This window comes from Cupriavidus sp. P-10, assembly GCF_003402535.2.
Taxonomy (GTDB): Bacteria; Pseudomonadota; Gammaproteobacteria; order Burkholderiales; family Burkholderiaceae; genus Cupriavidus.
The window spans coordinates 310,839-332,811 of the sequence record NZ_AP025170.1 but is presented as its reverse complement, the minus strand read 5'-3'; the positions used below and the strand labels follow the sequence as shown (position 1 = coordinate 332,811).

Below are 21,973 nucleotides of genomic sequence, written 5' to 3'. Positions count from 1 at the left end.
CTTTACTGCGTTGGCAGCCGCTTTACGGCGGCCAACGTGACTTGATCGGCGCTGATTCTTTTGTTAGCGCCGCAACGAGGCTGTCTGGTCGCGGACGGCCTTCTTTACTTTTGGAGTCATCATGAAAGTTGTCGCTTTCGAGCGTAGCGTACAGGGTACGGGTGCGAGCCGCCGCCTGCGCAATTCGGGCAAGACCCCCGGCATCATCTACGGCGGCGCCGCCGAGCCGAAGATGATCGAACTGGATCACAATGCGCTGTGGCACGCCCTGAAGAAGGAAGCGTTCCACTCGTCAATCCTCGACCTGGAAGTCGCTGGCAAGGCAGAAAAGGCCCTGCTGCGCGCATTCCAGATGCACCCGTTCAAGCCGCTGGTGCTGCACGTCGACTTCCAGCGCGTGTCGGCCACCGAAAAGATCCACGTCAAGGTTCCCCTGCACTTCATGAACCAGGAAACCGCTCCTGGCGTGAAGCTGGGCCACGGCCTGGTCAACCACATCGTCAACGACCTGGAAGTGTCGTGCCTGCCGGCCGACCTGCCTGAGTTCATCGAAGTGGACGTCGGCACGATGGAACTGGGCCAGACCCTGCACCTGAGCGACCTGAAGCTGCCGAAGGGCGTGACCGTCATCACCCACGGTGACGACAACCCCGCCATCGCCAGCATCTCGCTGCCGGCTGGCGCTGCTTCGGCCGCCGAAAGCGCCGAAGGCGAAGGCGAAACGCCGGCTGCCTAAGCTGCTGCTGCAGCGGCCGCGGCCCATGGGCCGCGCCACGGAAAAACCGCCGCCCTTCGCGGCGGTTTTTTTTCGACCCTGCCGAACCGGCAGGTGGCGGGTTTTTCGGTATCCTTGGCGCCTGTGGCGCAGCCCTGCGCGCCAACGACTCAGTCAATCGCATGATCAAGCTCATCGTCGGCCTCGGCAATCCCGGCGCGGAATACGAGGCCACCCGGCACAACGCCGGCTTCTGGCTGGTGGACCAGCTCGCCCGCATGGGCGGCGCCACGCCGCGCGTGGAAGGCCGCTTCCACGGACTGGCCGCGCGCGCGCGGCTGTGGGACCAGGACATCTGGCTGCTCAAGCCCTCGACCTTCATGAACCGCTCCGGGCTGGCCGTGGTCTCGCTGGCACGCTTCTACAAGATCCTGCCGGACGAGATCGTCGTCGCGCACGACGAGATGGATCTGCCGTCCGGCACCGTCAAGCTCAAGCGCGGCGGCGGCGCGGGTGGCCACAACGGCCTCAAGGACATCTCGGCCCACCTGACCACGCAGGACTACTGGCGCCTGCGCATCGGCGTCGGCCATCCGCGCAATGCGCCCGGCGGCGCCGGCGCGGGACGCGAGGACGTGGTCAACTTCGTGCTCAAGCCACCGCGCAAAGAGGAGCAGGAAGCGATCGACGCGGCCATCGACCGCAGCATGGATCCGCTCGGCCTGCTGGCACGCGGCGATGCCGAACGCGCAATGGCGCAGCTGCACACTACGCGCTGAACAAGCGCCGCAGGCACACTCCTGCGACAAGCATGTGAAACGGGCCGCACACGCGGCCCGTTTGTCGTTGGCGCGCTGCAACTCTTATGTTGCAGACATGCTGTCATCAAACTTCCACGGGCAGTCCTTACATTGCGGGGTTTCCACCGCTCCGGCATCACATGGTAGCCGGCGCGCATGACAAACCCACAAGAGAGGAAAGCCCATGTCGTACCTGACCGACGAAGCGCGCGCCGCCGGCCGTGCTGCCAAGCCTGACGTTGACGTGCCCGGCCAGAGGCTGGAAGACATCGTCGCCGCCAACCCCGCTCGCCGCCGGGTGCTGCGCGGCGGCGTGGGCCTGTCGCTGTTCTCGGCTTTTGGCAGCGGCCTGCTGGCCGCCTGCGGCGGCGGCGACGATCCCGCGCCCGCTCCGGCACCGGCACCGGCTCCCGCCCCTGGCCCCGTGCCTGGCGCCGTCGCCCCGAGCTACGACGTCACCTTCGAGGCGATCGCCAAGTCGACCGCCGACACGGTGGTCGTGCCGAACGGCTACAGCGTCGACGTACTGTTCTCCGCAGGCGATCCGGTCGAGGCCGGCGCCACCGGCTACGCCGGCGCATTCCAGTCGTCGGCCGAAACCGAGCGCCAGGCCGGCGGCAACCATGACGGCATGCATTTCTTCGCGCTGTCGGGTGTCGATCCGCAGAAGGGCGGCCTGCTCGCCATCAACCACGAACTGCCGGACTACAACATCTTGTTCGCCGGCGGCACCTACACCGCAGGCACCGCCACGCCGGAGCAGAAGCGCATCGCGCTGTCGGCGGTCGGCATCTCGGTGATCGAGGTCGAGCTGGCCGCCAGCGGCAAGTGGCAGGTCAAGCGCGACTCGATCTACAACAAGCGCTACACCGGCAACACGCTGTACCGCGTGGGCGGCCCTGCCGCTGCGGTGGTGGGCTCGACCGTGGTCGGCATGCTCAACAACTGCTCCAGCGGCTACACGCCGTGGGGCACCTACCTGACCTGCGAAGAAAGCACGGACAACTACCTGGATAGGAACCAGGACGAGAAGGGCTACGGCTGGGTCGTCGAGATCGACCCGTATGGCACGCTGGGCGCGCCGGCCAAGCGCACGGCGATGGGCCGCTTCGACCATGAAAACGTCGCCTTCCTGACCGACGCCAGCCACAACGTGGCCTTCTACATGGGCGACGACGGCACGCCGGGCTGCATCTACAAGTTCATCCCGAGCCAGGCGTTCGACCCCAGCAACCGCTCGGCCAACGCCAACCTGCTGGACAGCGGCACGCTGTACGTGGCCAAGTTCAACGCCGATGGCAGCGGCCAGTGGATCGAGCTAACGCAAGGCAAGAATGGCCTGACCGTCGGCGCCTCGGATCCGGGCAACTGGACCCAGTCTGCCACCTCGCCGGCACCGACCACTGTTGACTTCGCCACGCAAGCTGACGTGCTGGTCAACACGAAGTCAGCCGCGCGCGTGGCCGGCGGCACGCTGATGGACCGCCCGGAATGGATCACGGTCGGCCTGGACAAGACCGTCTTCTGCACGCTGACCAACAACAGCGGCCGCCAGCAGACCGACGCCGCCAACCCGCGCGTGCAGAACCTGCACGGTCACATCATCCAGTGGAAGGAAGCCGGCGACTCGCCGCTGGCCACCACCTTCACCTGGAGCATCCTGCTGCAGGCCGGCGACCCGTCGCTGGCCACGGACAACCTGAAGGGCAACATCAACGGCGACACGTTCTCGAGCCCGGACGGCCTGCGCGTGGACCCGAAGGGCCGCCTGTGGGTGCAGACCGACTCCAGCACCAGCGCGACCTATACCAACACCTTCGGCAACAACAGCATGTACTACATCTCGCCGACCGGGCAGTCGAAGCGCTTCCTGGCCGGGCCGAAGGGTTGCGAGATCACCGGCATCGCCTACACGCCGGACCTGACCACCTGCTTCATCAACATCCAGCACCCGACCGGCCAGTGGCCGGACGCCGCCAAGCCGCCGCGCTCGTCGACCATCGTCGTGCGCCGCACGGACGGCAAGCCGGTGGGTGCGTAACCGCGCAGTGCCTTGTAGTGCCGTAGTACCGTAGTACCTGGGGAAAAGTTAAGCCCCCGCCACCTTGCGGTGACGGGGGCTTTTTTTACCTCTGAGTGCGACGCGAAGCAATGCAGGCAGGCGGGCAGCGGATCAGGCAGCGTGCTTGGCCGCCGTCAGCAGCCGGTAGCGCTGCATCAGCACCTCCTGCGACTCCACCCGGTTCGGATCCTTGGGGATGCAGGCGACCGGGCAGACCTGCTGGCATTGCGGCTCGTCGAAGTGCCCGACGCACTCGGTACACTTGTTGGGGTCGATTTCATAGATCTCGGGCCCCATCGAAATGGCTTCGTTCGGGCACTCGGGTTCACAAACGTCGCAGTTGATGCAGTCGTCGGTGATCAGTAGCGCCATGGTGTTTCCTTCCTGCGGACACGCCCGCGCCCGACTGGCCGCGGTCTGACGTGTCTGAAGCCGTATTTTATTCCGGTTTGGCGATTTTCTCTTGCAGCCACCGCTCCACCGACGGGAACACGAACTTGCTGACATCGCCGCCCAGCACCGCGATCTCGCGGACAAAGGTGCCGGAGATGAACTGGTACTGGTCGGACGGCGTGAGGAACATGGTCTCGACGTCCGGCAGCAGGTAGCGGTTCATGCCCGCCATCTGGAATTCATACTCGAAGTCGGACACCGCGCGCAGGCCGCGCACTATTACGCGCGCATTGTTCTTGCGAACGAAGTCCTTGAGCAGCCCGGCAAAACCCTCCACGCGCACGTTGGGATAGTGCCCTAGCACTTCGCGGGCAATGCCGATGCGCTCGTCGAGCGCAAAGAACGGGCGCTTGTTGGGGCTATGCGCCACGCCGACCACCAGTTCGTCGAAGATATTCGACGCACGGCGGACCAGATCCTCGTGTCCCCGGGTCATTGGATCGAAGGTGCCGGGATAGACCGCGATGACCATACTTCCTCCTTGATCTGCCCGCTGCCGGCCGTTGTGGCCGCCTCGTTCGCCGGTCGGACCGGCGTGGGTGCTGCGTCGCGAGCGTTGTGACAGCGGCGTAGTGTAACCCTAAATGCGCCACTTGGAAGGCGGGCAGCGCACCGTTTTGCGGCACTGCACCCACGAATCCATTTCGCAATCGGAAAGGTGCCCTTAGCACATGGCGAAACTGAAGCTTCGGGCAATCCCTGCGCAGGTTGTCAATCGGCGCCGTTACCGTGCTGTGGATGCTGGCGGTGCTGCAGCAAATGGAAATGCACTGCGCCGGCGCGCGCATGGCGCACGATCTCCAGCGATGCCGGGACCGGGGCCTCGACGCCGGTCAGCGCATGGTCGGTTTCGACATAGACTGCGCCACCGGGCCGCAGCAGCCGCGCGGCATGCTCCAGCGACGGGCCGATCCAGTCCTCGGCAAAGGGCGGGTCCAGGAACACCACGTCGAAGCTGCCGTCGGGCATCTGCGCCGCGACCGTAAAGGCATCGCCCTGCACTACGCGGACCTGGCTGGCATCGAGCCGGTACTGGTTGTCGCGCAGCTGCCTGGCTGCGCGCGGGTTGAACTCCACCAGCGTTACTGCAGCCGCGCCACGGGAGGCGGCTTCGAACCCGAGCGCGCCGGAGCCGGCAAACAGGTCCAGGCAGGCAAGCCCTGACAGGTCCTGGCCAAGCCAGTTGAACAGGGTCTCGCGAACGCGGTCGGGTGTCGGGCGCAAACCCTGGGCGTCGGGCACGGGCAGCAGCGTGCGCTTCCAGCGCCCGCCGATGATGCGGACCTGGGACGGCGCCTGGCGCGGCACCGGGCGCGGCACCGGGCGCGGAGGGCCTGCGGGAGAACGTCCGCCGGCTGCAGCGGAGGCCGGCGCGGAGGAAGGAGTACGCCCGCCGGGAGCGGGCGAAGGCAATCGGGAACGCGAATTCATCCCGTGATTGTAGAGCCTGCGGGCCGGTTCGCCGCAGCCGCGCGTGAGGGGGCGCGCATAGGCTGGCCCGCGAGGTGCGGTGCTTGCGTCACTTACGGGATGCGGTCGGCGTGCTGCCCACCGGGCCGCCGACGATCACCGTGGCCATGCCGTCCGGACGCACATGCCGCTGGAAGGCCGCCCTGACCTGCTCGCGCGTCACCTTGCCGACCTGCGCGGTCCACGTGTCCAGGTAGTCCAGCGGCAGCCCGTACCAGCCGATATTGGCGACATTGGTCAGCAGCTTGCGGTTGTTGTCGATACGCAGCGGAAAGCCGTTGACAAGGTTGTCCTTGGCCGCACGCAGCTCCTTCTCGGTCGGGCCTTCGGCGACAAAGCGCGCCAGCACCTGGCGCACCAGCGCCAGCGCCTCGTCGGTCTGAGCCTTCTTGGTCTGCAGGCTGATGCCGAACGGCCCCGGCTGCTTCGACGGCGCGAAGTAGCTGTCGACACCGTAGGTCAGGCCGCGCTTCTCCCGCACCTCGTCAGTCAGGCGCGAGCTGAAGCCGCCGCCGCCGAGCACATAGTTGCCCACCAGCAGCGCGAAATAGTCGGGGTCGCCGCGTGCGATCGACGGCTGGCCGATGGCCACGCTCGATTGCTGCGCCGGATGCGGCAGGCGCTGCTCGCTGGCCGGGATATTGAGCTTTACCTGCGGCAGCGCCGGGGCGGCACTGCCCTGCGGCAGCCCGCGCGTGAGTTGTTCGGCAATGGCTTCGGCCTGCTTGCGGTCGATCGCGCCGATCAGCGTCACCACCGCGCGCTTCGCACCGTAGTTGTCGCGCCAGAATTTGGCGATGTCATCGCGCGTGACCGACTGCACGCTCTCCGGCGTGGCCGCCACGCCGTAGGGATGGTCCGGGTACATGGCCTTGGCCAGCGCCTTGTCGGCGATCACGCCCGGCTTGGTGTCGGCCTCGCGGATGGCAGTGATCAGGCGCTGCTTCTCGCGCCCGACCACGGCGTCCGGGTAGATCGGTGCCTTGATCAGCTGCGCCGCCAGCGCGACCGACTGGTCCAGCTCGGGCTGCGCGGTCAGCGTGCGCAGCCCGATGCCGCCGCGGTCGCCGCCCGCCGCGCCGCCGAAGGCCGCGCCGGTATCGGCAAAGGCGTCGGCAATCTGTGCCTCGTCGCGTGCCGGCTGGCCGTCCTGCGCGGCCGCGCCCTTGTCCAGCAGCGCCGCCGTCAGCGTCGCCAGCCCGGCCTTGCCGGGCGGGTCATAGCGGCTGCCGGCATCGAAATCGATATTTACATCGAGCATCGGAATCGACGGGCTGTGGACAAAGAACACGCGCGCGCCGGTGGATGCGGTCCAGTGCTCGATCGGGATCGCGGCCTGGGCAAGTTGCGCGGCCAGCAGCATGGCGGCGCCGAGCGCCGCGCCGGCCAGCGTGCGCAGCGAGCGGGACCGCGCTTTGTGGAAAGTGGCGGACTGGGACATTGTCGTTCCTCAGTGGCGCAGGCCCGACGGGGCCTGGGTCTTGGGCTTGTTCGGGTCGATCGGCTGCGGCACCAGCGTGGCCACGGTCAGGTTGTCGTCGTTGAAATACTTGGCGGCGACGGCCTGAACCTGCGCCGGCGTGACCGCCTTGATCTTGTCGAGCATACGGTCGATCTGGCGCCAGGGGATATCGGAAATCTCGGTTACGCCGATCTCCATGCCTTGCCCGAACACCGAATCGCGCTTGTAGATCTGCCCCGCCACCACCTGCGCCTTGACGCGCTTGAGTTCTTCCGGCGACACCCCTTCCCTGGCGATGCGCTGGATCTCGGCGCGCAGCGCGCGTTCGATCTCGTCGGTGTTGTGGCCGGCCGCGGGCGTGCCGTCGAGGACGAACAGCGACTCGCCGCGGTTGATGCTGTCGTAGCCGACGTTGACGTCGTCGGCCAGCCGCTGCTCGCGCACCAGTTCGCGCGTCAGGCGGGCATTGTCATAGCCGTTGAGCACGGCAGCCAGGACCTCCAGCGCGTAGGGGTCGACATCCTTTTCGACATCGCGCAGGCGCGGCACCTTGTAGGCCATCACCATGTACTGGTTCTCGGCCGGCGCCTTGACCCAGATGCGCTTGATGCCCTGCTGCGTCGGCTCTTCCTGGTCCTTGCGCAGCGGCAGCGTGCGCGGCTTGAGCTTGCCGTAGTAGCGCTCGGCGAGCGCCCGCACTTCTTCGGCCTTGACGTCGCCGGTGACGATCACCAGCGCGTTATTGGGCACGTACCACTGGCGGTACCAGTCCTTGACGTCGTCGACGCGCATGTTGACCAGGTCGTCCATCCAGCCGATCACCGGGTGGCGGTAGGCAGCCGCGGTGTAGACGGTGGCGAGCAGTTGCTCATAGACGTTGCCGCGGGCGGAATCGTCAGTGCGCAGGCGGCGCTCTTCCATCACCACTTTCATCTCGCGGTCGAACTCGTCCTTCCTGATGATGAGGTTGGCCATGCGGTCGGCCTCCAGCTCCATCATCTTCGGCAGGTATTGCTTGCCGATCTGCTGGTAGTACATGGTGAAGTCGCGGTTGGTCATGGCGTTCTCGCGCCCGCCCAGTGCCGCCACCTGCTTGGAGAACTCGCCCACGCCGACCTTGAGCGTGCCCTTGAACATCATGTGTTCGAGCATGTGGGCCACGCCCGTGGTGCCGCTGACCTCGTCGATGCCGCCGACGCGGTACCAGATCTGGTGCGCCACCGTGGGTGCGCGGTGGTCCTCCTTGACGATCAGCCGCAGGCCGTTGGAGAGCCGGTATTCAGTGGTGCCATGCGCGGTGGCGCCGGCGGGCGCGGTCTGCGCGGAAGGCATCGGCGATCCGACCACGCCTTGCGCGCCGGCCGGCAACGACCAGGGCAGCAGGCCGAGCAGCAGCGCCGGGACGATGCGCCGCGCCAGGCGCGCGGCGCCGGCGGGAAGTGTTGAGGAGGAAGGCTGGCAGTGCCGTTGGATGCGTGCTTGGGCACCTTCGGCGCCCGCCGCGGTCAGGACAACGCAATGGTTCATGCGACCCCGTCTGCTAGAATTTTGCCGATCGATCCACACGGGCAGGCATGCGCGCGCGGATCAGCCATGTAGCGAACTGATGTAGCGAACTATACGCAATCGCCGGCCGGGACCACAACGGGTTCTCCCCGACCTTCGCGATGTCAGCGTAAGCCCTTGATTATTAACCGGTCGCCTGCCGGCAATGTGCCACCAGGGTAGCGGCCCCGGTATTGACTCCATTCCCCAATGTTTAGTTTCTGGAAGAAGCGCAAGGCCGAGCCCGCGTCCGTCGAGACGCCAGCCCCGGCACCCGCGCCGCTAGAGGCGCCCGCGCCCACCCCCACGCCCACACCCGCGCCTGCCCCGGTCCCCGCTCCGGCTCCGGTCCCGACGCCGACACCGGTTCCCGCACAGGTGCCGCCCCCGGCGCCGGCCCCCGTGGCCGCGCCGGAACCGGCCGCCGCCATCGAAACGCTTGAACTGGTCCCCGCGCCCGCAGTCACCGCTGAAGCCCGGCAAGGGTGGATGCATCGGCTGCGCACGGGCCTGTCCAAGACCAGCCGCAACATCGGCACGCTGTTCGTCGGCGTCAAGGTCGACGAGGCGCTGTTCGAAGAGCTGGAAACCGCGCTGCTGATGGCCGACGCGGGCGTGGAAGCCACCGAATACCTGCTGGCCGAGCTGCGCAAGCGGGTCAGGTCCGAGCGCATCGAATCGGCAGAAGGCGTCAAGGCCGCGCTCAAGACGCTGCTGACCGACCTGCTGCGTCCGCTGGAAAAAACCATGGCGCTGGGCCGCGAGCAGCCCCTGGTGATGATGATCGCGGGCGTCAACGGCGCCGGCAAGACCACCAGCATCGGCAAGCTGTGCAAGCACTTCCAGCGCTACGACCAGAAGGTCCTGCTGGCCGCTGGCGATACCTTCCGCGCCGCCGCGCGCGAGCAGCTGACGATCTGGGGCGAGCGCAACAACGTCACCGTGGTGGCGCAGGAAAGCGGCGACCCGGCCGCGGTGATCTTCGACGCGGTGAACGCGGCCAAGGCGCGCGGCATCGACATCGTGATGGCCGATACCGCCGGCCGCCTGCCGACGCAGCTGCACCTGATGGAGGAGCTGAAGAAGGTCAAGCGCGTCATCAGCAAGGCCATGCCGACGGCGCCGCATGAGGTGCTGCTGGTGATCGACGCCAATACCGGCCAGAATGCCCTGCAGCAGACCCGCGCCTTCGATGATGCGCTGGGGCTGACCGGCCTGATCGTGACCAAGCTGGATGGCACCGCCAAGGGCGGCATCCTGGCGGCGATCGCGCGCCAGCGCCCGGTGCCGGTGTACTTCATCGGCGTGGGCGAGAAGGTGGAGGACCTGCAGCCCTTCAAGGCGGAGGAATTCGCCGAAGCGCTGCTGGGCTGAAGCCAGCCAGTCATCAGCCAGTCATCAGCCAGTCATCAAACAGAAACAGAAACAGAAACGCCCCGGCATTGACCGGGGCGTTTTCTTGCGTGCGATCCCGCGAACGCTTATTCCGCGTCAGGCTGCGACTTCGGCTCCGCCTTCTGGAACGCTTCCATCTCCATGCACGCCTCATAGATCTTCGCGATCGTCGGATAGCGGCTCACGTCGACATTGAAGCGCTGCGCATTGAACACCTGCGGCACCAGGCAGATATCGGCCAGCGTCGGCGTATCGCCAAAGCTGAAGCGCCCCGCCTTGCCGCCGCGCGCCAGGTTGGCCTGCAGCGACTCGAAGCCCAGCTCGATCCAGTGGCGGTACCAGGCGTCCTTGACCTCGTCGGTCACGCCTACCTTGTGCTTCAGGTATTTCAGCACGCGCAGGTTGTTCAGCGGATGGATCTCGCACGCGATTTCCTGCGCCAGGCCACGCACGTAGGCCCGCTCCAGCGCCGTGCCGGGCAGCAGCTTCGGCTCGGGATGGACTTCGTCCAGGTACTCGACGATGGCCAGCGATTGCTGCAGTACGTTGCCGTCATCGGCCAGCGCCGGCACCAGGCCGTCCGGGTTCACCGCACGGAATTCGGGCTTGAGCTGCTGGCCACCCTCCTTGAGCAGGTGCACCGGCACGTATTCGTACGGCAGCCCCTTCAGCTCCAGCGCGATGCGCACACGGAACGAGGCCGAGCTGCGGAAGTAGCTGTAAAGCTTGAGCATCGGATCAGACTACCTTGATGGTGAGGTCGCCCACGCCGCCGACGTGGCACTGCATGACATCGCCCTTGACCACCGGGCCCACGCCTTCGGGCGTGCCGCTGAAGATCAGGTCGCCCGGCTGCAATTCGAACAGCTTCGACAGGTACGACACCATCTCCGGCACCGACCAGATCAGGTCGGACAGGTCGCCGCGCTGCTTTTCCGCGCCGTTGACCGACAGCGTGACCTCGCCCTTCTCCGGGTGGCCGATGGCCGAGACCGGCACGATCGGCCCGATCGGCGCCGACCGGTCGAAGGCCTTGCCGGTTTCCCAGGGGCGGCCCGTCTTCTTGGATTCGTTCTGAAGGTCGCGGCGGGTCATGTCCAGGCCCACGGCGTAGCCGAACACGTGTTGCGCGGCGCTTTCCAACGGGATGTCACGCCCGCCCGTGCCGATCGCCACCACCAGCTCCACTTCATAGTGGCAGTTGCTGGTGCCCGGCGGGTACGGGAAGGTGCCTTCGGTGCCATCGGCGACGTAGCTGACCGCGTCGGACGGCTTGCAGAAGAAGAACGGCGGCTCGCGGTCGGGATCCGAGCCCATTTCGCGGGCATGGGCAGCATAGTTGCGGCCGACGCAGTACACGCGGCGGACCGGGAAGCTAGCGTTGCTGCCGCGCACCGGCACGCCAACGGGGGCCGGCGGGGCGAACACGAATTCGGTCATGCATCTCTCCAGATTTTTTCTGATCAGTTCCGCAGCACGGGATGCGGGGTAGGCATTGCGGCGTCGCCAGCAGACGCCCCCTGCGCGGCAGGGCAACAGGATACACCGCGCGCGGTGGGCTGCGTACGACGGCATACAATGAATCCAGGCGGGCCCGCGACCACACTGCACCACGGCAGTGCGGGTGGTCCGCCCCGCACCCGGCGCGAATCTTGCATGGCGCACTGCAACAGAATGAAGCCATGACCCGACGCCATCCGCCCCCCTCGCCATCGACGCCTGCCCCCGCCGCCGGACGGACGCTTCGTATCCTGCTGGTGCGCGATCCCCTTGACGCCAACCCGCTCAACGTCGAAACCATCCGCAACGGGCTGCTCAGCGCCGGCTTCAGCGAGATCCAGATCGTCGATGCCGACCTGCACCTGCCGGACGTGATCACCGCCACCCAGCCCGACATGCTGATCATCGCCTCGGAGTCTGCCGCGCGCGACACCATCGAGCATGTCTGCGTCTCGACCCAGCATGCGCCGCGGCCCATCGTGCTGTTTACCGACAACGACGACAGCCAGCGCATCAAGGCCGCGCTGTCGGTGGGCATTACCGCCTATATCGTTGACGGCCTGCGCGCCGAGCGCGTCAAGACGGTGCTCGACGTCGCCTATGCCCGCTTCGAGCTGGACCAGCAGCTGCGCGCCGAACTCGACGCCACCCGCCTCAAGCTGGCCGAGCGCAAGGTGGTCGAGCGCGCCAAGGGCCTGCTGATGCAGGCGCGCGGCATCAGCGAGGACGAGGCCTACAAGCGCCTGCGCAGCATGGCGATGGAGCGCGGCCTGAAACTGGTCGACGCCGCCCAGCGCGTGATCGACGTGATGGGCTGATCGCCCGTCCACCGCCGGCCCCGGGGCGCGGCAGCCCGCGGCTGGTGCAATGCACGATCCTGGCGCCGCCCCAAAGCGATCCCTTCGCGCACCGCCTCTGCACCGCCTCTGCACCGTCCCCTAACCGCCTCCCGCCGCGCTGCCCCGCGATGCGGCAGCGCGGTCGGCGCACGCACCGTGCCAGCCCATTTCGACCCGATGCGTCACTCCGCCGGTACAGTCCCGCCCCGAAATGCTGCACCGCACAGGCTGGCACACGCCTTGCGATATGCAGTCATCGGCCAACGGCGGCCGATCACAATTTAGGCGGACACAGCCAACGCAGGCTGCGTCACGCCATGGACAACGGCGTCCCTGCACCGTACCGGTCTTCTGGCGAAGCCGGCCGCGGACAGGGACGCTTTTTTCTTGGAGTTTCGCAATGCCTTCTCGCCTCAGGATTGCCAAGCCGCTGCACGCGGCGGTGAACGCCTCTGAAGCCGCCTCGGCGGCCGCTGCCGACGCGGTGCCAGCCAGCAGCGGCCGCCGCCGCGTGCTGGCGACCATCGCCGGCGCCAGCGTCATGACGCTGGTCGATCCGCTGGTGCGCGCCGGGGCGTGGGCAGCGGGGTCCGACGCCCCCGAGAAGACCGACGTGCGCATCGGCTTCATCCCGCTGACCGACTGCGCTTCAGTGGTCATGGCGTCCACGCTCGGCATCGACAAGAAATACGGGATCAAGATCACGCCGACCAAGGAAGCCTCGTGGGCCGGCGTGCGCGACAAGCTGGTCAATGGCGAGCTCGATGCCGCGCACGTGCTGTACGGCCTGATCTACGGCGTACAGCTCGGCATCGGTGGCCCCAAGAAAGACATGGCGGTGCTGATGAACCTGAACTACAACGGCCAAGCCATCACGCTGTCGTCGAAGCTGGCCGAAAAAGGCGTGCGCGACGGCGCCAGCCTGAAGGCGCTGATGGTCAAGGAAAAGCGCGACTACACTTTCGCGCAGACCTTCCCCACCGGCACGCACGCGATGTGGCTGTACTACTGGCTCGCGGCCCACGGCATCAACCCGATGCAGGACGCCAAGGCCATCACCGTGCCGCCGCCGCAGATGGTGGCCAACATGCGCGTGGGCAACATGGACGGCTTCTGCGTAGGCGAGCCCTGGGGCGCGCGCGCCATCGCCGACAAGATCGGTTTTACCGCCGAGACCACGCAGTCGATCTGGAAGAACCATCCGGAGAAGACGCTCGGCACCACCGCGGACTTCGTGCAAAAGTACCCCAACACCGCGCGCGCGATGGTGGCCGCGGTGCTGGAAGCGTCCAGGTTTATCGACGCTTCGGCCTCCAACCGCCGCAAGACCGCCGAGACCATCGCCGCCAAGTCCTACGTCAACACCGACATGGACATCATCCTGGACCGCATGCTCGGCCGCTACAACAACGGCCTGGGCAAGACCTGGGACGATCCTGATGCCATGAAGTTCTACCAGGACGGCAGCGCCAACTACCCGTTCCTGTCCGATGGCATGTGGTTCCTGACCCAGCACAAGCGCTGGGGCTTGCTCAAGGACCACCCGGACTACCTTGCCGTGGCGAAGCAGGTCAACCGTATCGACATCTTCAGGCAGGCCGCTGCCGCGGCGCAGGTGCCGCTGCCCAAGAGCGACTTCCGTACCGCGAAGCTGATCGACGGCGTGGTCTGGGATGCCACCAAGGACCCGAAGGCGTACGCCGACGGCTTCAAGATCAAGGCCGGCGCGCAGAACGCCTGACGCCAGGCCGCCACCTCCCCGCTGATCCGCAGCGCCCCTGGACAAAGGAGCCCGACGTGAATGCCATCGCCCACACCGCGCCTGACGGCGCCAATGCGGCCCATGCCGCCGCCATCGACACCGATGCCAAGGAACGCGCACGGCGGCGCGAGCTGGAGATCGCCGCGCAGGAACGGCGCGCGCAACGCCGCGACGCGCTCGGCGCCCTGGTGCGCAAGGCCGTGCCGCCGGTACTGGGCTTTGCCCTGTTCGTGCTGGCCTGGCACGGCATCGCCACGCTGATCCCGGCGATTCCCACGCCGGGCACAACCTGGAACGCGGCGGTGCCGCTGTTCTCCGACCCGTTCTACCGCAACGGCCCCAACGACCAGGGCATCGGCTGGAACGTGCTGGCGTCGCTGGCGCGCGTGGCCGCGGGCTTCGGCCTGGCCGCGGTGATCGGCATCCCGGCAGGCTTCCTGATCGGGCGCTTTGCGTTCCTGAACGCGATGGCGTCGCCCGTGATCAGCCTGCTGCGGCCGGTCTCGCCGCTGGCCTGGCTGCCGATCGGGCTGCTGCTGTTCAAGGCCGCCAACCCGGCGGCGATCTGGGCGATCTTTATCTGCTCGATCTGGCCGATGGTGATCAATACCGCCGTGGGCGTCACGCGCGTGCCGCAGGACTACCTGAACGTGGCGCGTGTGCTCGACCTGTCGGAGTGGAAGGTGTTCACGCGGGTGCTGTTCCCCGCGGTGCTGCCCTACATGCTGACCGGCGTGCGGCTGTCGATCGGCACCGCATGGCTGGTGATCGTGGCGGCAGAGATGCTGACCGGCGGCACCGGCATCGGCTTCTGGCTGTGGGACGAGTGGAACAACCTGAAGGTCGAGCACATCGTGATCGCGATCTTCGTGATCGGCGTCATCGGGCTGATGCTCGAACATGCATTGCTGGCACTGGCACGGCGCTTCAGCTACGGCGCCAACTAAAAGCGAGGGAGAGACGCCATGGAAAAGTTCGTCAGCATCGAGAACGTCGGACAGACCTTCAAGACGCGCAAGGGGCCCTTCGTCGCCCTGCGCGACATCAACCTGCAGATTGCCGAGGGCGAGTTCATCACGCTGATCGGGCACTCCGGCTGTGGCAAGTCCACGCTGCTGAACCTGATCGCGGGGCTGGCCACGCCAACCACCGGCGCGCTGATCTGCGCCGGGCGCGAGATCGCCGGGCCCGGACCGGAGCGTGCCGTGGTGTTCCAGAACCATTCGCTGCTGCCCTGGCTGACCTGCTTCGAGAACGTCTACCTGGGCGTGGAACGCGTGTTTGCCGCCAGCGAGGGCAAGGCCGAACTCAAGGCGCGTACGCACGAGACGCTGGCGCTGGTGGGCCTGACGCACGCCGAGGGCAAGTACCCGCATGAGATTTCCGGCGGCATGAAGCAGCGCGTCGGCATTGCCCGGGCGCTGGCGATGGCGCCCAAGGTGCTGCTGATGGACGAACCCTTCGGCGCGCTCGATGCGCTGACGCGCGCGCACCTGCAGGACGAGCTGATCAAGATCGTGGCGCGCACGCGCAGCACGGTGGTGATGGTCACGCACGATGTCGATGAAGCCGTGCTGCTCGCCGACCGCATCGTGATGATGACCAACGGCCCGGCCGCCACCATCGGCGAGATCCTCAAGGTAGACCTGCCGCGCCCGCGCGACCGCGTGGCGCTGGCCGACGACAAGGCTTACCACGCCTGCCGCACGGCGGTACTGGACTTCCTCTACCGCAAGCAGCGTAACCCGGCGCTGCAAGAGGCAGCATGACCTTGCCTCCCGCCGTTGCGCCCATCGGCGGCGATGGGCGCAACGGCGCTGCTCCGCTATCATGAACCCAGCACAGACTCCTCCCCACGCCGCCATGACCACGCCAGCCAGCCCATTCCCCGCCGCCCGCTATATCAAGGAGGTCGGCCGTGGCGTCAACGGCGCGCGCGCGCTGCCGCGCGACGACGCCCAGACCTTGTTCGACGCGATGCTGGCCGGGCGCGTGTCCGATATCGAACTGGGCGCGATCCTGATGGCCTACCGCATCAAGGGCGAGGCCCCGCACGAGCTTGCCGGCATGCTCGAAGCCGCCCATGCGCACTGCCAGCCGCTGCCCGCGCCGCCCGACCGCCAGGCGGTGGTGATCCCCAGCTATAACGGCGCACGCAAGCAACCGAACCTGGTGCCGCTGCTGGCGCTGCTGCTGGCGCGCGAAGGCATCCCCGTACTGGTGCACGGCACTCGCCTATTCAATGACCGCGTCACCAGCATGACCCTGTTCGAGGCGCTGGGCATTCCGCTGTGCACCAGCACGGCAGAAGCCTCGGCACGGCTGCGTGAGACCGGCGGCGACGGCCCGCTGGCGGTGCTGCCGGTAGATGTGCTGTCGCCCGGCCTGTCGCGGCTGCTGGAGCGGCGCACCGTGATCGGGTTGCGCAATTCGTCGCATACCGTGGCCAAGATGCTGCAGCCGGTGGGTGAGCACAGCCCGGGCGAAGGGTTGCGGCTGTACAGCTATACCCACCCGGAATACCGCGAGACGCTGACCGATTATTTCTCGCACGAGCCGGCCAACGTGCTGCTGGCACGTGGCACCGAAGGTGAAGTGGTGGCCGATGCGCGCCGCAGCGGCCGCATCGACTGGTTGCATGAAGGCCATCAGCAGACGCTGGTCGATCCGGCCGGTGGCTCGCTGGCCGAAGTGCCGGAACTGCCGCCCGGCAACGATGCCGGCCTGACCGCGGCATGGATCCGGCGCGTGCTCGATGGCGCCGTACCGGTGCCGGTGCCGATCGCCACGCAGGTCGAAGCCATCCGCGAGTGCCTGAAACTGGGCACCCGCGTCACCTGGGCCAGTCCGGTCTGAGCGCGGTCCGAGCGCGGACCGCCCGGTTCAGGGCTTGCGCGCCGGCAGCGGGATGCGCTCGCGATCGTCACCCGGCACGTGCGGGAACTGGTCGCCCTCCCAGCGGCTGGCGGCAGCTTCGATGGCCTCCTTGCTGCTGGCAACGAAATTCCAGTAGATAAAACGACGGCCGTCGGTGGGGTCGCCGCCCAGCAGCATTACGCGCGACGGCGCCGTCGCCATCAGCGTGGCCGGCTGTCCGGGTGTCAGCACCACCATGTGCTCGGCCGGCAGCGGCTCGCCGTCCAGCGCCACCGCGCCGTCCACCGGGTAAATGCCACGTTCCGCATGCTCGGCCGGTATCTCCACGCTCGCGCCGGCGTCCAGCTCGATCGCTACGTACAGGGTGCGGCTGAAGACCTTGACCGGAGAAGTCTTGCCGAAAGCGTCGCCGGCGATCACCACCATGCGCACCCCCGGCTGCTCGATGCGGGGCAGCGTCGCCGCGGGATGGTGGAAAAAGGACGGTTCGGCGGTTTCGTGCGCCTTCGGCAATGCCACCCACGTCTGGATGCCGTGCAGGCGCGCGCCCGCGGCACGGACATGGTCGGGCGAGCGCTCGGAGTGGACGATGCCATGGCCGGCGGTCATCCAGTTGACGTCGCCCGGGCGGATCGCCTGCTCGCTGCCCAGGCTGTCGCGGTGCATGATCTCGCCTTCGAACAGGTAGGTAACGGTCGCCAGCCCGATATGCGGATGCGGACGCACATCCGCGCCCTCGCCCTGCGGCATCTGCACCGGCCCCATATGGTCGAAGAAGATAAATGGGCCGACCGTCTGGGTCGCAGCCGCCGGCAGCAGGCGGCGCACGGTGAAATCGCCCAGGTCGCGCACATGCGGCTTCAACAAGTGTTCGATAGCAGACATAACTCCTCCGGGGGTATGAGAGAGGCTGCAAGCATGCCAACTTGCCGCCGCTTGCGTCGAGTGTAGCCGTTGGCGCAACGGATCATTCCACTGGCGTGCAGAACCGCCGGGCACACACTAGCTCTAACAGGAGTGTGTCCAGCCACGTGTATCCCCGGCGCCGCTTTATAGTGTTGCCGCTATGCGATGCGGAGAATCAATCGACGGGAACTATCACGGGCATTGGAACTCCAATTAGCACTCACCCGGTTGGAGTGCTAAGATGTGTTGCAGTGCCGCCGCCGCTCCCACAAGAACGCGCGGGGCATGACCCGGCAATCCAACCGCCGGATGCGAAAGGAGCAATTGAGTGAACGCAGTCTTGTCTGCCGACCAAACCCTGACGACCAACCGTCTGCCGACGGCGCCGCGTAGCGGGAGCAGCTTTGCGCTGACCTTCCCGGCGACCGTGGGTAATCTCGACAGCTATATCCAGGCTGTCCACCGAATTCCGTTGCTGACCGCGGAGGAAGAGCAGCGCCTGGCGCGCGATCTCCGCGATAACGATTCTGTCGATGCCGCACGCCAGCTGGTGATGTCTCACCTGCGCCTGGTGGTGTCGATCGCCCGCCAGTACCTGGGCTATGGCCTGCCGCACGCCGACCTGATCCAGGAAGGCAATATCGGCCTGATGAAGGCCGTGAAGCGCTTCGACCCCGAGCAGGGCGTACGCCTGGTCTCGTATGCGATGCACTGGATCAAGGCCGAGATCCACGAGTACGTGCTGAAGAACTGGCGCATGGTCAAGGTGGCGACCACCAAGGCCCAGCGCAAGCTGTTCTTCAACCTGCGCAGCCACAAGCAGGGCTTGCACACGTTCACGCCGGAGCAGGTCGAGGCCGTCGCGCGCGAGCTGAACGTGAAGCCGGAAGAAGTGATGGAGATGGAAACCCGCCTGTCGGGCGGCGACCTCGCGCTGGAAGGCCAGGTCGACGACGGCGAAGAGGAATTCGCCCCCATCGCCTACCTGGCGGACAACCACAACGAACCCACGCGCGTGCTGGAAGCCAAGCGCAACGACCGCATGCAGGTCGAAGGCCTGGAAGAAGCGCTGGGACGGCTGGACGAGCGCAGCCGCCGCATCATCGAGGCACGCTGGCTGCACGTCGAGGACGACGGCTCGGGCGGCGCCACGCTGCATGAGCTGGCCGCCGAGTTCGGCGTCTCGGCGGAGCGCATCCGCCAGATCGAAGCCGCGGCGATGAAGAAGATGAAAGGGGCGCTGCAGGCATTTGCCTGATGCCGCACGGCCCATGCAAAAAGCCGGTCCATCTGGACCGGCTTTTTTTCGTCTTGAAATTGTCTTGATTTCGTCTTGACTCCGGCGGTGCGACGTTATGCCGCACCATTCAGACACCCGGGACGTCAGGAAAGCAACTGCTTCAGGTCGTGCGCGATCGGCTCCGGACCCTGGCCGTGGCGGATGAACAACCGCAGCCGGCCCTCCGGATCGAACACATAGCTGCCCGCCGAGTGATCCACCGTATAGTTGTTGGGCGAGCTGCCCGGCACCTTGGCGTAGAACACCTTGAAGTCCTTGGCCAGCTTCTGCAGCGCGGCGTCGTCGGCCGGGCGCAGCCCCAGGAAGCGCGGATCGAATGCGGGGACGTACTGCGCCAGCAGCGCCTGCGTGTCGCGCTCCGGATCGACCGTGACGAACAGCACCTGGACCCGCTCGGCATCGGGGCCCATCTGCTCCATCACCGCCTTGAGCTCGGCCATGGTGGTCGGGCACACGTCCGGGCAGTGGGTGTAGCCGAAGAACATCACCACTGCCTTGCCCTTGAAGTCGGCGATGGTGCGGACCTTGCCGGTATGGTCAGGCAGCGAGAAATCCTTGCCGAAGTCCGCGGCGCCGCTGATATCGACATTGCGGAACGACGCCTTCTGCTGCCCGCAGGCGGCCAGCGCCAGCGCGAGCGCGGCAAAAAGGGAAAAGCGGCGGAAGGCGGCGAACAGGCCGGAAGCGGGTCTGGGCATGCGCGAAAGCTTGTGTGGAGCGGTCAGCGGTGGAAAACGTCGGCGAAGGCACCCAGTATCGCCGATGGTGCCGCCGCGCTGCGCCGGCCGCGACAAGATGCCGCAGCCCGCAGCGTGGCGATTGCAGGTCAGACCTGCGGCACGAACTTGAAGTAATGGTCGACCAGCAGCGCCGCGAACAGCAGCGACAGGTACAGGATCGAGAAGCGGAAGGTGCGTTGCGCCAGCTCGTCCGAATAGTTGCGATACATCTTCCAGGCGTAGGCGAGGAAGCCGCCACCCAGCGCCAGCGCGGCCGCCAGGTAGATGTAGCCGCTCATGCCGTAGACGAACGGCAGCAGCGTCGCCGCGATCATGATCAGCGTGTACAGCAGGATATGCAGCAGCGTGTAGCGCTCGCCATGCGTGACCGGCAGCATCGGCAGGCCGGACTTGGCGTAATCGGCGCGGCGGTACAGTGCCAGCGCCCAGAAGTGCGGCGGCGTCCACGTAAAGATGATCAGCACCAGGAACCAGGCCTCGGCCGGCACTTCCCCGGCGACGGCGGCCCAGCCCAGCGCCGGCGGCATCGCGCCGGACAGGCCGCCGATGACGATGTTCTGCGGCGTGGCCGGCTTGAGCAGGATGGTGTAGACCACCGCGTAGCCCAGGAACGTGGCGAAGGTCAGCCACATCGTCAGGTCGTTGGCGAACTCGTGCAGCATCCACATGCCGGCGCCGCCAAGGAGGGCGGAAAACACCAGCGTCTGCGCCGTGGTGATCTCGCCGGTGGCGGACGGGCGCCAGGCGGTGCGGCGCATCAGCGCGTCGATCTTCTGCTCGACCAGGCAGTTGATGGCGAAGGCGGCCCCGGCGAGCAGCCAGATGCCGGCGGCACCACCGATCAGGACGCGCCACGGCACCATGCCGGGCGTGGCCAGGAACATGCCGATGATGGCGCAGAAGACTGCCAGCTGCGTCACGCGCGGCTTGGTCAGGGCGGCATATTGCCGGGTCAGGTGCCGTATCCGGCTCAACTTGCCCAGTGAATGAGGGTGTGTAGCGGTAACCACGGAAGGGGTCTTTTCTTTCATGTGGCGCGGGCGGCGTTCGGTGCAGGGGCAGTGGCGCGGGCGGCCCCGATCGTGAGCCCGGCGAGCCCTATATTGTAGTGGAGGCGGACCAGCAGCAGCAGGAGCACCGCCGCGCCGCCGTTGTGGGCGACCGCCGCCACCAGGGGCCAATCGAACACGATATTGGACATCCCGGTTGCCAGTTGCAGCACCAGCATGCCGAGCAGCCAGCCTGCCTGCCGGTGCAGCCCCTCCAGCCGGCGCGCGCGCAAGCCGAACCACGCCAGATAGCCCAGCACCACGAAAGCGAAGCCCCGGTGCACCCAGTGGATCGCCACCAGCGCCGCGTGCGGGATGTAGTCGCCATCGGCCGTCATGCCGAGCTGTCGCCACAGCGTGAAGCCGTGCCTGAAGTCCATTTCCGGCACCAGTTGGCCGTTGCACAGCGGGAAGTCCGTGCAGGCGAGCACCGCGTAGTTGGTGCTGACCCAGCCGCCCAGGAAAATCTGGATCACCAGCAGCAGCAGGCCGATGCGCACCGGCCAGTGCAGCCGCCCCGCCTGGGGGGCGACCGGGTGCGGCGGGTCGCTGCGCGAGCCCAGCCAGATCAGCGCCGCCAGCAGGCCCATGCCCAGCATCAGGTGCGTGACCACGATGATCGGCTGCAGCTTCATGGTCACCGTGAAGGCGCCGAACGCGCCCTGCACGCACACCAGCACCAGCACGCCGGTGGCAAACCACGGCGACTGCTTCAGCTCACGGCGCTTGACCCAGGCCAGCACCATCAGCGCGATGATCAGCACGCCCACCGCCATGGCGAAATAGCGGTGGATCATTTCGATCCATGCCTTCATCAGCGTCACCGGGCCGCTGGGCAGCGCGGTCTCGGCTGCGCGGATCGGCTCCATCGCGGCATGCGGGTTAGAGTGGCCGTAGCAGCCCGGCCAGTCCGGGCAGCCCAGGCCGGAGTCGGTCAGCCGCGTGAAGCTGCCGAACATGATCAGGTCCAGCGTCAGGAAAGCGGTGATCCAGACCAGCTTGCGGTACTTGTTGCGATCGCCCTTGACCAGCACGTAGCTGAGCGGCAGCAGTGCGATCAGGACGCCAATGATGGCCAGTTGCAGCAGCATGCCCGTC

At 66.9% G+C, this 21,973-nt stretch carries 21 protein-coding genes; 10 read left to right on the top strand and 11 right to left on the bottom strand.

What is annotated here, in order from left to right; all coding sequences use genetic code 11:
- Positions 1–121: 121 nt before the first annotated feature.
- The 3 genes from CTP10_RS01570 (at position 122) to CTP10_RS01560 (ending at position 3,556) form a co-directional block, all read left to right on the top strand.
- Positions 122–736, top strand: coding sequence for a 50S ribosomal protein L25/general stress protein Ctc (locus tag CTP10_RS01570; RefSeq protein WP_116317013.1), 615 nt, complete (start codon positions 122–124; stop codon positions 734–736).
- 161 nt (positions 737–897) lie between these two features.
- Positions 898–1,494, top strand: a complete 597-nt coding sequence (gene pth, locus CTP10_RS01565; protein ID WP_116317012.1) for an aminoacyl-tRNA hydrolase — start codon at positions 898–900, stop codon at positions 1,492–1,494.
- A 205-nt stretch (positions 1,495–1,699) separates the two neighbouring features.
- Complete coding sequence (locus tag CTP10_RS01560) at positions 1,700–3,556, top strand: PhoX family protein (protein ID WP_116317011.1); 1,857 nt, start codon at positions 1,700–1,702, stop codon at positions 3,554–3,556.
- Positions 3,557–3,688: 132 nt separating this feature from the next.
- On the opposite strand, the gene CTP10_RS01555 is transcribed toward CTP10_RS01560, so the two are convergent.
- From CTP10_RS01555 to CTP10_RS01535, 5 genes are all read right to left on the bottom strand, one after another.
- Positions 3,689–3,949: a YfhL family 4Fe-4S dicluster ferredoxin gene (locus CTP10_RS01555; RefSeq protein ID WP_116317010.1), complete on the bottom strand. Its 261-nt coding sequence runs from the start codon at positions 3,947–3,949 to the stop codon at positions 3,689–3,691.
- Positions 3,950–4,016: 67 nt separating this feature from the next.
- Positions 4,017–4,502: a pantetheine-phosphate adenylyltransferase gene (gene coaD / locus CTP10_RS01550; RefSeq protein ID WP_116317009.1), complete on the bottom strand. Its 486-nt coding sequence runs from the start codon at positions 4,500–4,502 to the stop codon at positions 4,017–4,019.
- A 239-nt stretch (positions 4,503–4,741) separates the two neighbouring features.
- Positions 4,742–5,461: a 16S rRNA (guanine(966)-N(2))-methyltransferase RsmD gene (rsmD, locus tag CTP10_RS01545; RefSeq protein ID WP_199414494.1), complete on the bottom strand. Its 720-nt coding sequence runs from the start codon at positions 5,459–5,461 to the stop codon at positions 4,742–4,744.
- Positions 5,462–5,549: 88 nt separating this feature from the next.
- Complete coding sequence (locus tag CTP10_RS01540; RefSeq protein ID WP_116317008.1) at positions 5,550–6,941, bottom strand: M16 family metallopeptidase; 1,392 nt, start codon at positions 6,939–6,941, stop codon at positions 5,550–5,552.
- A gap of 9 nt (positions 6,942–6,950) precedes the next feature.
- Entirely contained in the window at positions 6,951–8,489 is a 1,539-nt protein-coding gene (locus tag CTP10_RS01535; RefSeq protein WP_116317007.1) for a M16 family metallopeptidase, read from the bottom strand.
- Positions 8,490–8,717: 228 nt separating this feature from the next.
- Between CTP10_RS01535 and ftsY the strand changes: the two genes are divergently transcribed.
- Positions 8,718–9,881, top strand: a complete 1,164-nt coding sequence (ftsY, locus tag CTP10_RS01530; protein WP_116317006.1) for a signal recognition particle-docking protein FtsY — start codon at positions 8,718–8,720, stop codon at positions 9,879–9,881.
- A 107-nt stretch (positions 9,882–9,988) separates the two neighbouring features.
- On the opposite strand, the gene maiA is transcribed toward ftsY, so the two are convergent.
- Together maiA and CTP10_RS01520 are read right to left on the bottom strand one after the other, a co-directional pair.
- On the bottom strand, positions 9,989–10,636 hold the full coding sequence (gene maiA, locus CTP10_RS01525) for a maleylacetoacetate isomerase (RefSeq protein ID WP_116317005.1): 648 nt from the start codon (positions 10,634–10,636) through the stop codon (positions 9,989–9,991).
- 4 nt (positions 10,637–10,640) lie between these two features.
- The gene (locus CTP10_RS01520; protein ID WP_116317004.1) at positions 10,641–11,342 is read right to left on the bottom strand and encodes a fumarylacetoacetate hydrolase family protein; all 702 of its coding nucleotides are present in this window, start codon (positions 11,340–11,342) and stop codon (positions 10,641–10,643) included.
- A gap of 242 nt (positions 11,343–11,584) precedes the next feature.
- Here CTP10_RS01520 and CTP10_RS01515 point away from each other — a divergent pair, with 242 nt between their 5' ends.
- The 5 genes from CTP10_RS01515 (at position 11,585) to ybiB (ending at position 16,859) form a co-directional block, all read left to right on the top strand.
- Positions 11,585–12,220 (top strand): ANTAR domain-containing response regulator, encoded by a 636-nt coding sequence (locus tag CTP10_RS01515; protein WP_116317807.1) that lies wholly within the window; start codon positions 11,585–11,587, stop codon positions 12,218–12,220.
- Positions 12,221–12,641: 421 nt separating this feature from the next.
- Positions 12,642–13,982: a CmpA/NrtA family ABC transporter substrate-binding protein gene (locus tag CTP10_RS01510; RefSeq protein ID WP_116317003.1), complete on the top strand. Its 1,341-nt coding sequence runs from the start codon at positions 12,642–12,644 to the stop codon at positions 13,980–13,982.
- A 56-nt stretch (positions 13,983–14,038) separates the two neighbouring features.
- Complete coding sequence (gene ntrB, locus CTP10_RS01505; RefSeq protein WP_116317002.1) at positions 14,039–14,950, top strand: nitrate ABC transporter permease; 912 nt, start codon at positions 14,039–14,041, stop codon at positions 14,948–14,950.
- Between the two features lie 18 nt (positions 14,951–14,968).
- On the top strand, positions 14,969–15,772 hold the full coding sequence (locus CTP10_RS01500; protein WP_116317001.1) for an ABC transporter ATP-binding protein: 804 nt from the start codon (positions 14,969–14,971) through the stop codon (positions 15,770–15,772).
- A 94-nt stretch (positions 15,773–15,866) separates the two neighbouring features.
- Positions 15,867–16,859 carry a DNA-binding protein YbiB gene (gene ybiB, locus CTP10_RS01495; RefSeq protein ID WP_116317000.1) on the top strand — a complete coding sequence of 331 codons (993 nt, stop codon included), beginning with the start codon at positions 15,867–15,869 and terminating at the stop codon, positions 16,857–16,859.
- Between the two features lie 27 nt (positions 16,860–16,886).
- On the opposite strand, the gene CTP10_RS01490 is transcribed toward ybiB, so the two are convergent.
- A complete protein-coding gene (locus tag CTP10_RS01490) occupies positions 16,887–17,765 on the bottom strand; it encodes a pirin family protein (RefSeq protein ID WP_116316999.1) in 879 nt (292 codons plus the stop codon).
- 349 nt (positions 17,766–18,114) lie between these two features.
- Between CTP10_RS01490 and rpoH the strand changes: the two genes are divergently transcribed.
- The gene (rpoH, locus tag CTP10_RS01485; protein ID WP_116316998.1) at positions 18,115–19,044 is read left to right on the top strand and encodes an RNA polymerase sigma factor RpoH; all 930 of its coding nucleotides are present in this window, start codon (positions 18,115–18,117) and stop codon (positions 19,042–19,044) included.
- 125 nt (positions 19,045–19,169) lie between these two features.
- Here the strand turns inward: rpoH and CTP10_RS01480 are convergent, their stop codons facing one another.
- The 3 genes from CTP10_RS01480 to CTP10_RS01470 form a co-directional block, all read right to left on the bottom strand.
- Complete coding sequence (locus tag CTP10_RS01480) at positions 19,170–19,784, bottom strand: SCO family protein (RefSeq protein WP_116317806.1); 615 nt, start codon at positions 19,782–19,784, stop codon at positions 19,170–19,172.
- A gap of 128 nt (positions 19,785–19,912) precedes the next feature.
- The gene (gene cyoE / locus CTP10_RS01475) at positions 19,913–20,857 is read right to left on the bottom strand and encodes a heme o synthase (protein WP_116316997.1); all 945 of its coding nucleotides are present in this window, start codon (positions 20,855–20,857) and stop codon (positions 19,913–19,915) included.
- Positions 20,854–21,966: a COX15/CtaA family protein gene (locus tag CTP10_RS01470; RefSeq protein WP_116316996.1), complete on the bottom strand. Its 1,113-nt coding sequence runs from the start codon at positions 21,964–21,966 to the stop codon at positions 20,854–20,856. The genes cyoE and CTP10_RS01470 overlap by 4 nt, the downstream gene beginning before the upstream one ends.
- Positions 21,967–21,973 lie beyond the last annotated feature (7 nt).

Bases quoted from the DNA above. Each gene is read 5' to 3' on its own strand.
- CTP10_RS01570 (WP_116317013.1), top strand. From the start codon at position 122: ATGAAAGTTGTCGCTTTCGAGCGTAGCGTACAGGGTACGGGTGCGAGC.
- pth (WP_116317012.1), top strand. From the start codon at position 898: ATGATCAAGCTCATCGTCGGCCTCGGCAATCCCGGCGCGGAATACGAG.
- CTP10_RS01560 (WP_116317011.1), top strand. From the start codon at position 1,700: ATGTCGTACCTGACCGACGAAGCGCGCGCCGCCGGCCGTGCTGCCAAG.
- CTP10_RS01555 (WP_116317010.1), bottom strand. From the start codon at position 3,949: ATGGCGCTACTGATCACCGACGACTGCATCAACTGCGACGTTTGTGAA.
- coaD (WP_116317009.1), bottom strand. From the start codon at position 4,502: ATGGTCATCGCGGTCTATCCCGGCACCTTCGATCCAATGACCCGGGGA.
- rsmD (WP_199414494.1), bottom strand. From the start codon at position 5,461: ATGAATTCGCGTTCCCGATTGCCTTCGCCCGCTCCCGGCGGGCGTACT.
- CTP10_RS01540 (WP_116317008.1), bottom strand. From the start codon at position 6,941: ATGTCCCAGTCCGCCACTTTCCACAAAGCGCGGTCCCGCTCGCTGCGC.
- CTP10_RS01535 (WP_116317007.1), bottom strand. From the start codon at position 8,489: ATGAACCATTGCGTTGTCCTGACCGCGGCGGGCGCCGAAGGTGCCCAA.
- ftsY (WP_116317006.1), top strand. From the start codon at position 8,718: ATGTTTAGTTTCTGGAAGAAGCGCAAGGCCGAGCCCGCGTCCGTCGAG.
- maiA (WP_116317005.1), bottom strand. From the start codon at position 10,636: ATGCTCAAGCTTTACAGCTACTTCCGCAGCTCGGCCTCGTTCCGTGTG.
- CTP10_RS01520 (WP_116317004.1), bottom strand. From the start codon at position 11,342: ATGACCGAATTCGTGTTCGCCCCGCCGGCCCCCGTTGGCGTGCCGGTG.
- CTP10_RS01515 (WP_116317807.1), top strand. From the start codon at position 11,585: ATGACCCGACGCCATCCGCCCCCCTCGCCATCGACGCCTGCCCCCGCC.
- CTP10_RS01510 (WP_116317003.1), top strand. From the start codon at position 12,642: ATGCCTTCTCGCCTCAGGATTGCCAAGCCGCTGCACGCGGCGGTGAAC.
- CTP10_RS01500 (WP_116317001.1), top strand. From the start codon at position 14,969: ATGGAAAAGTTCGTCAGCATCGAGAACGTCGGACAGACCTTCAAGACG.
- ybiB (WP_116317000.1), top strand. From the start codon at position 15,867: ATGACCACGCCAGCCAGCCCATTCCCCGCCGCCCGCTATATCAAGGAG.
- CTP10_RS01490 (WP_116316999.1), bottom strand. From the start codon at position 17,765: ATGTCTGCTATCGAACACTTGTTGAAGCCGCATGTGCGCGACCTGGGC.
- CTP10_RS01480 (WP_116317806.1), bottom strand. From the start codon at position 19,784: ATGCCCAGACCCGCTTCCGGCCTGTTCGCCGCCTTCCGCCGCTTTTCC.
- cyoE (WP_116316997.1), bottom strand. From the start codon at position 20,857: ATGAAAGAAAAGACCCCTTCCGTGGTTACCGCTACACACCCTCATTCA.
- CTP10_RS01470 (WP_116316996.1), bottom strand. From the start codon at position 21,966: ATGCTGCTGCAACTGGCCATCATTGGCGTCCTGATCGCACTGCTGCCG.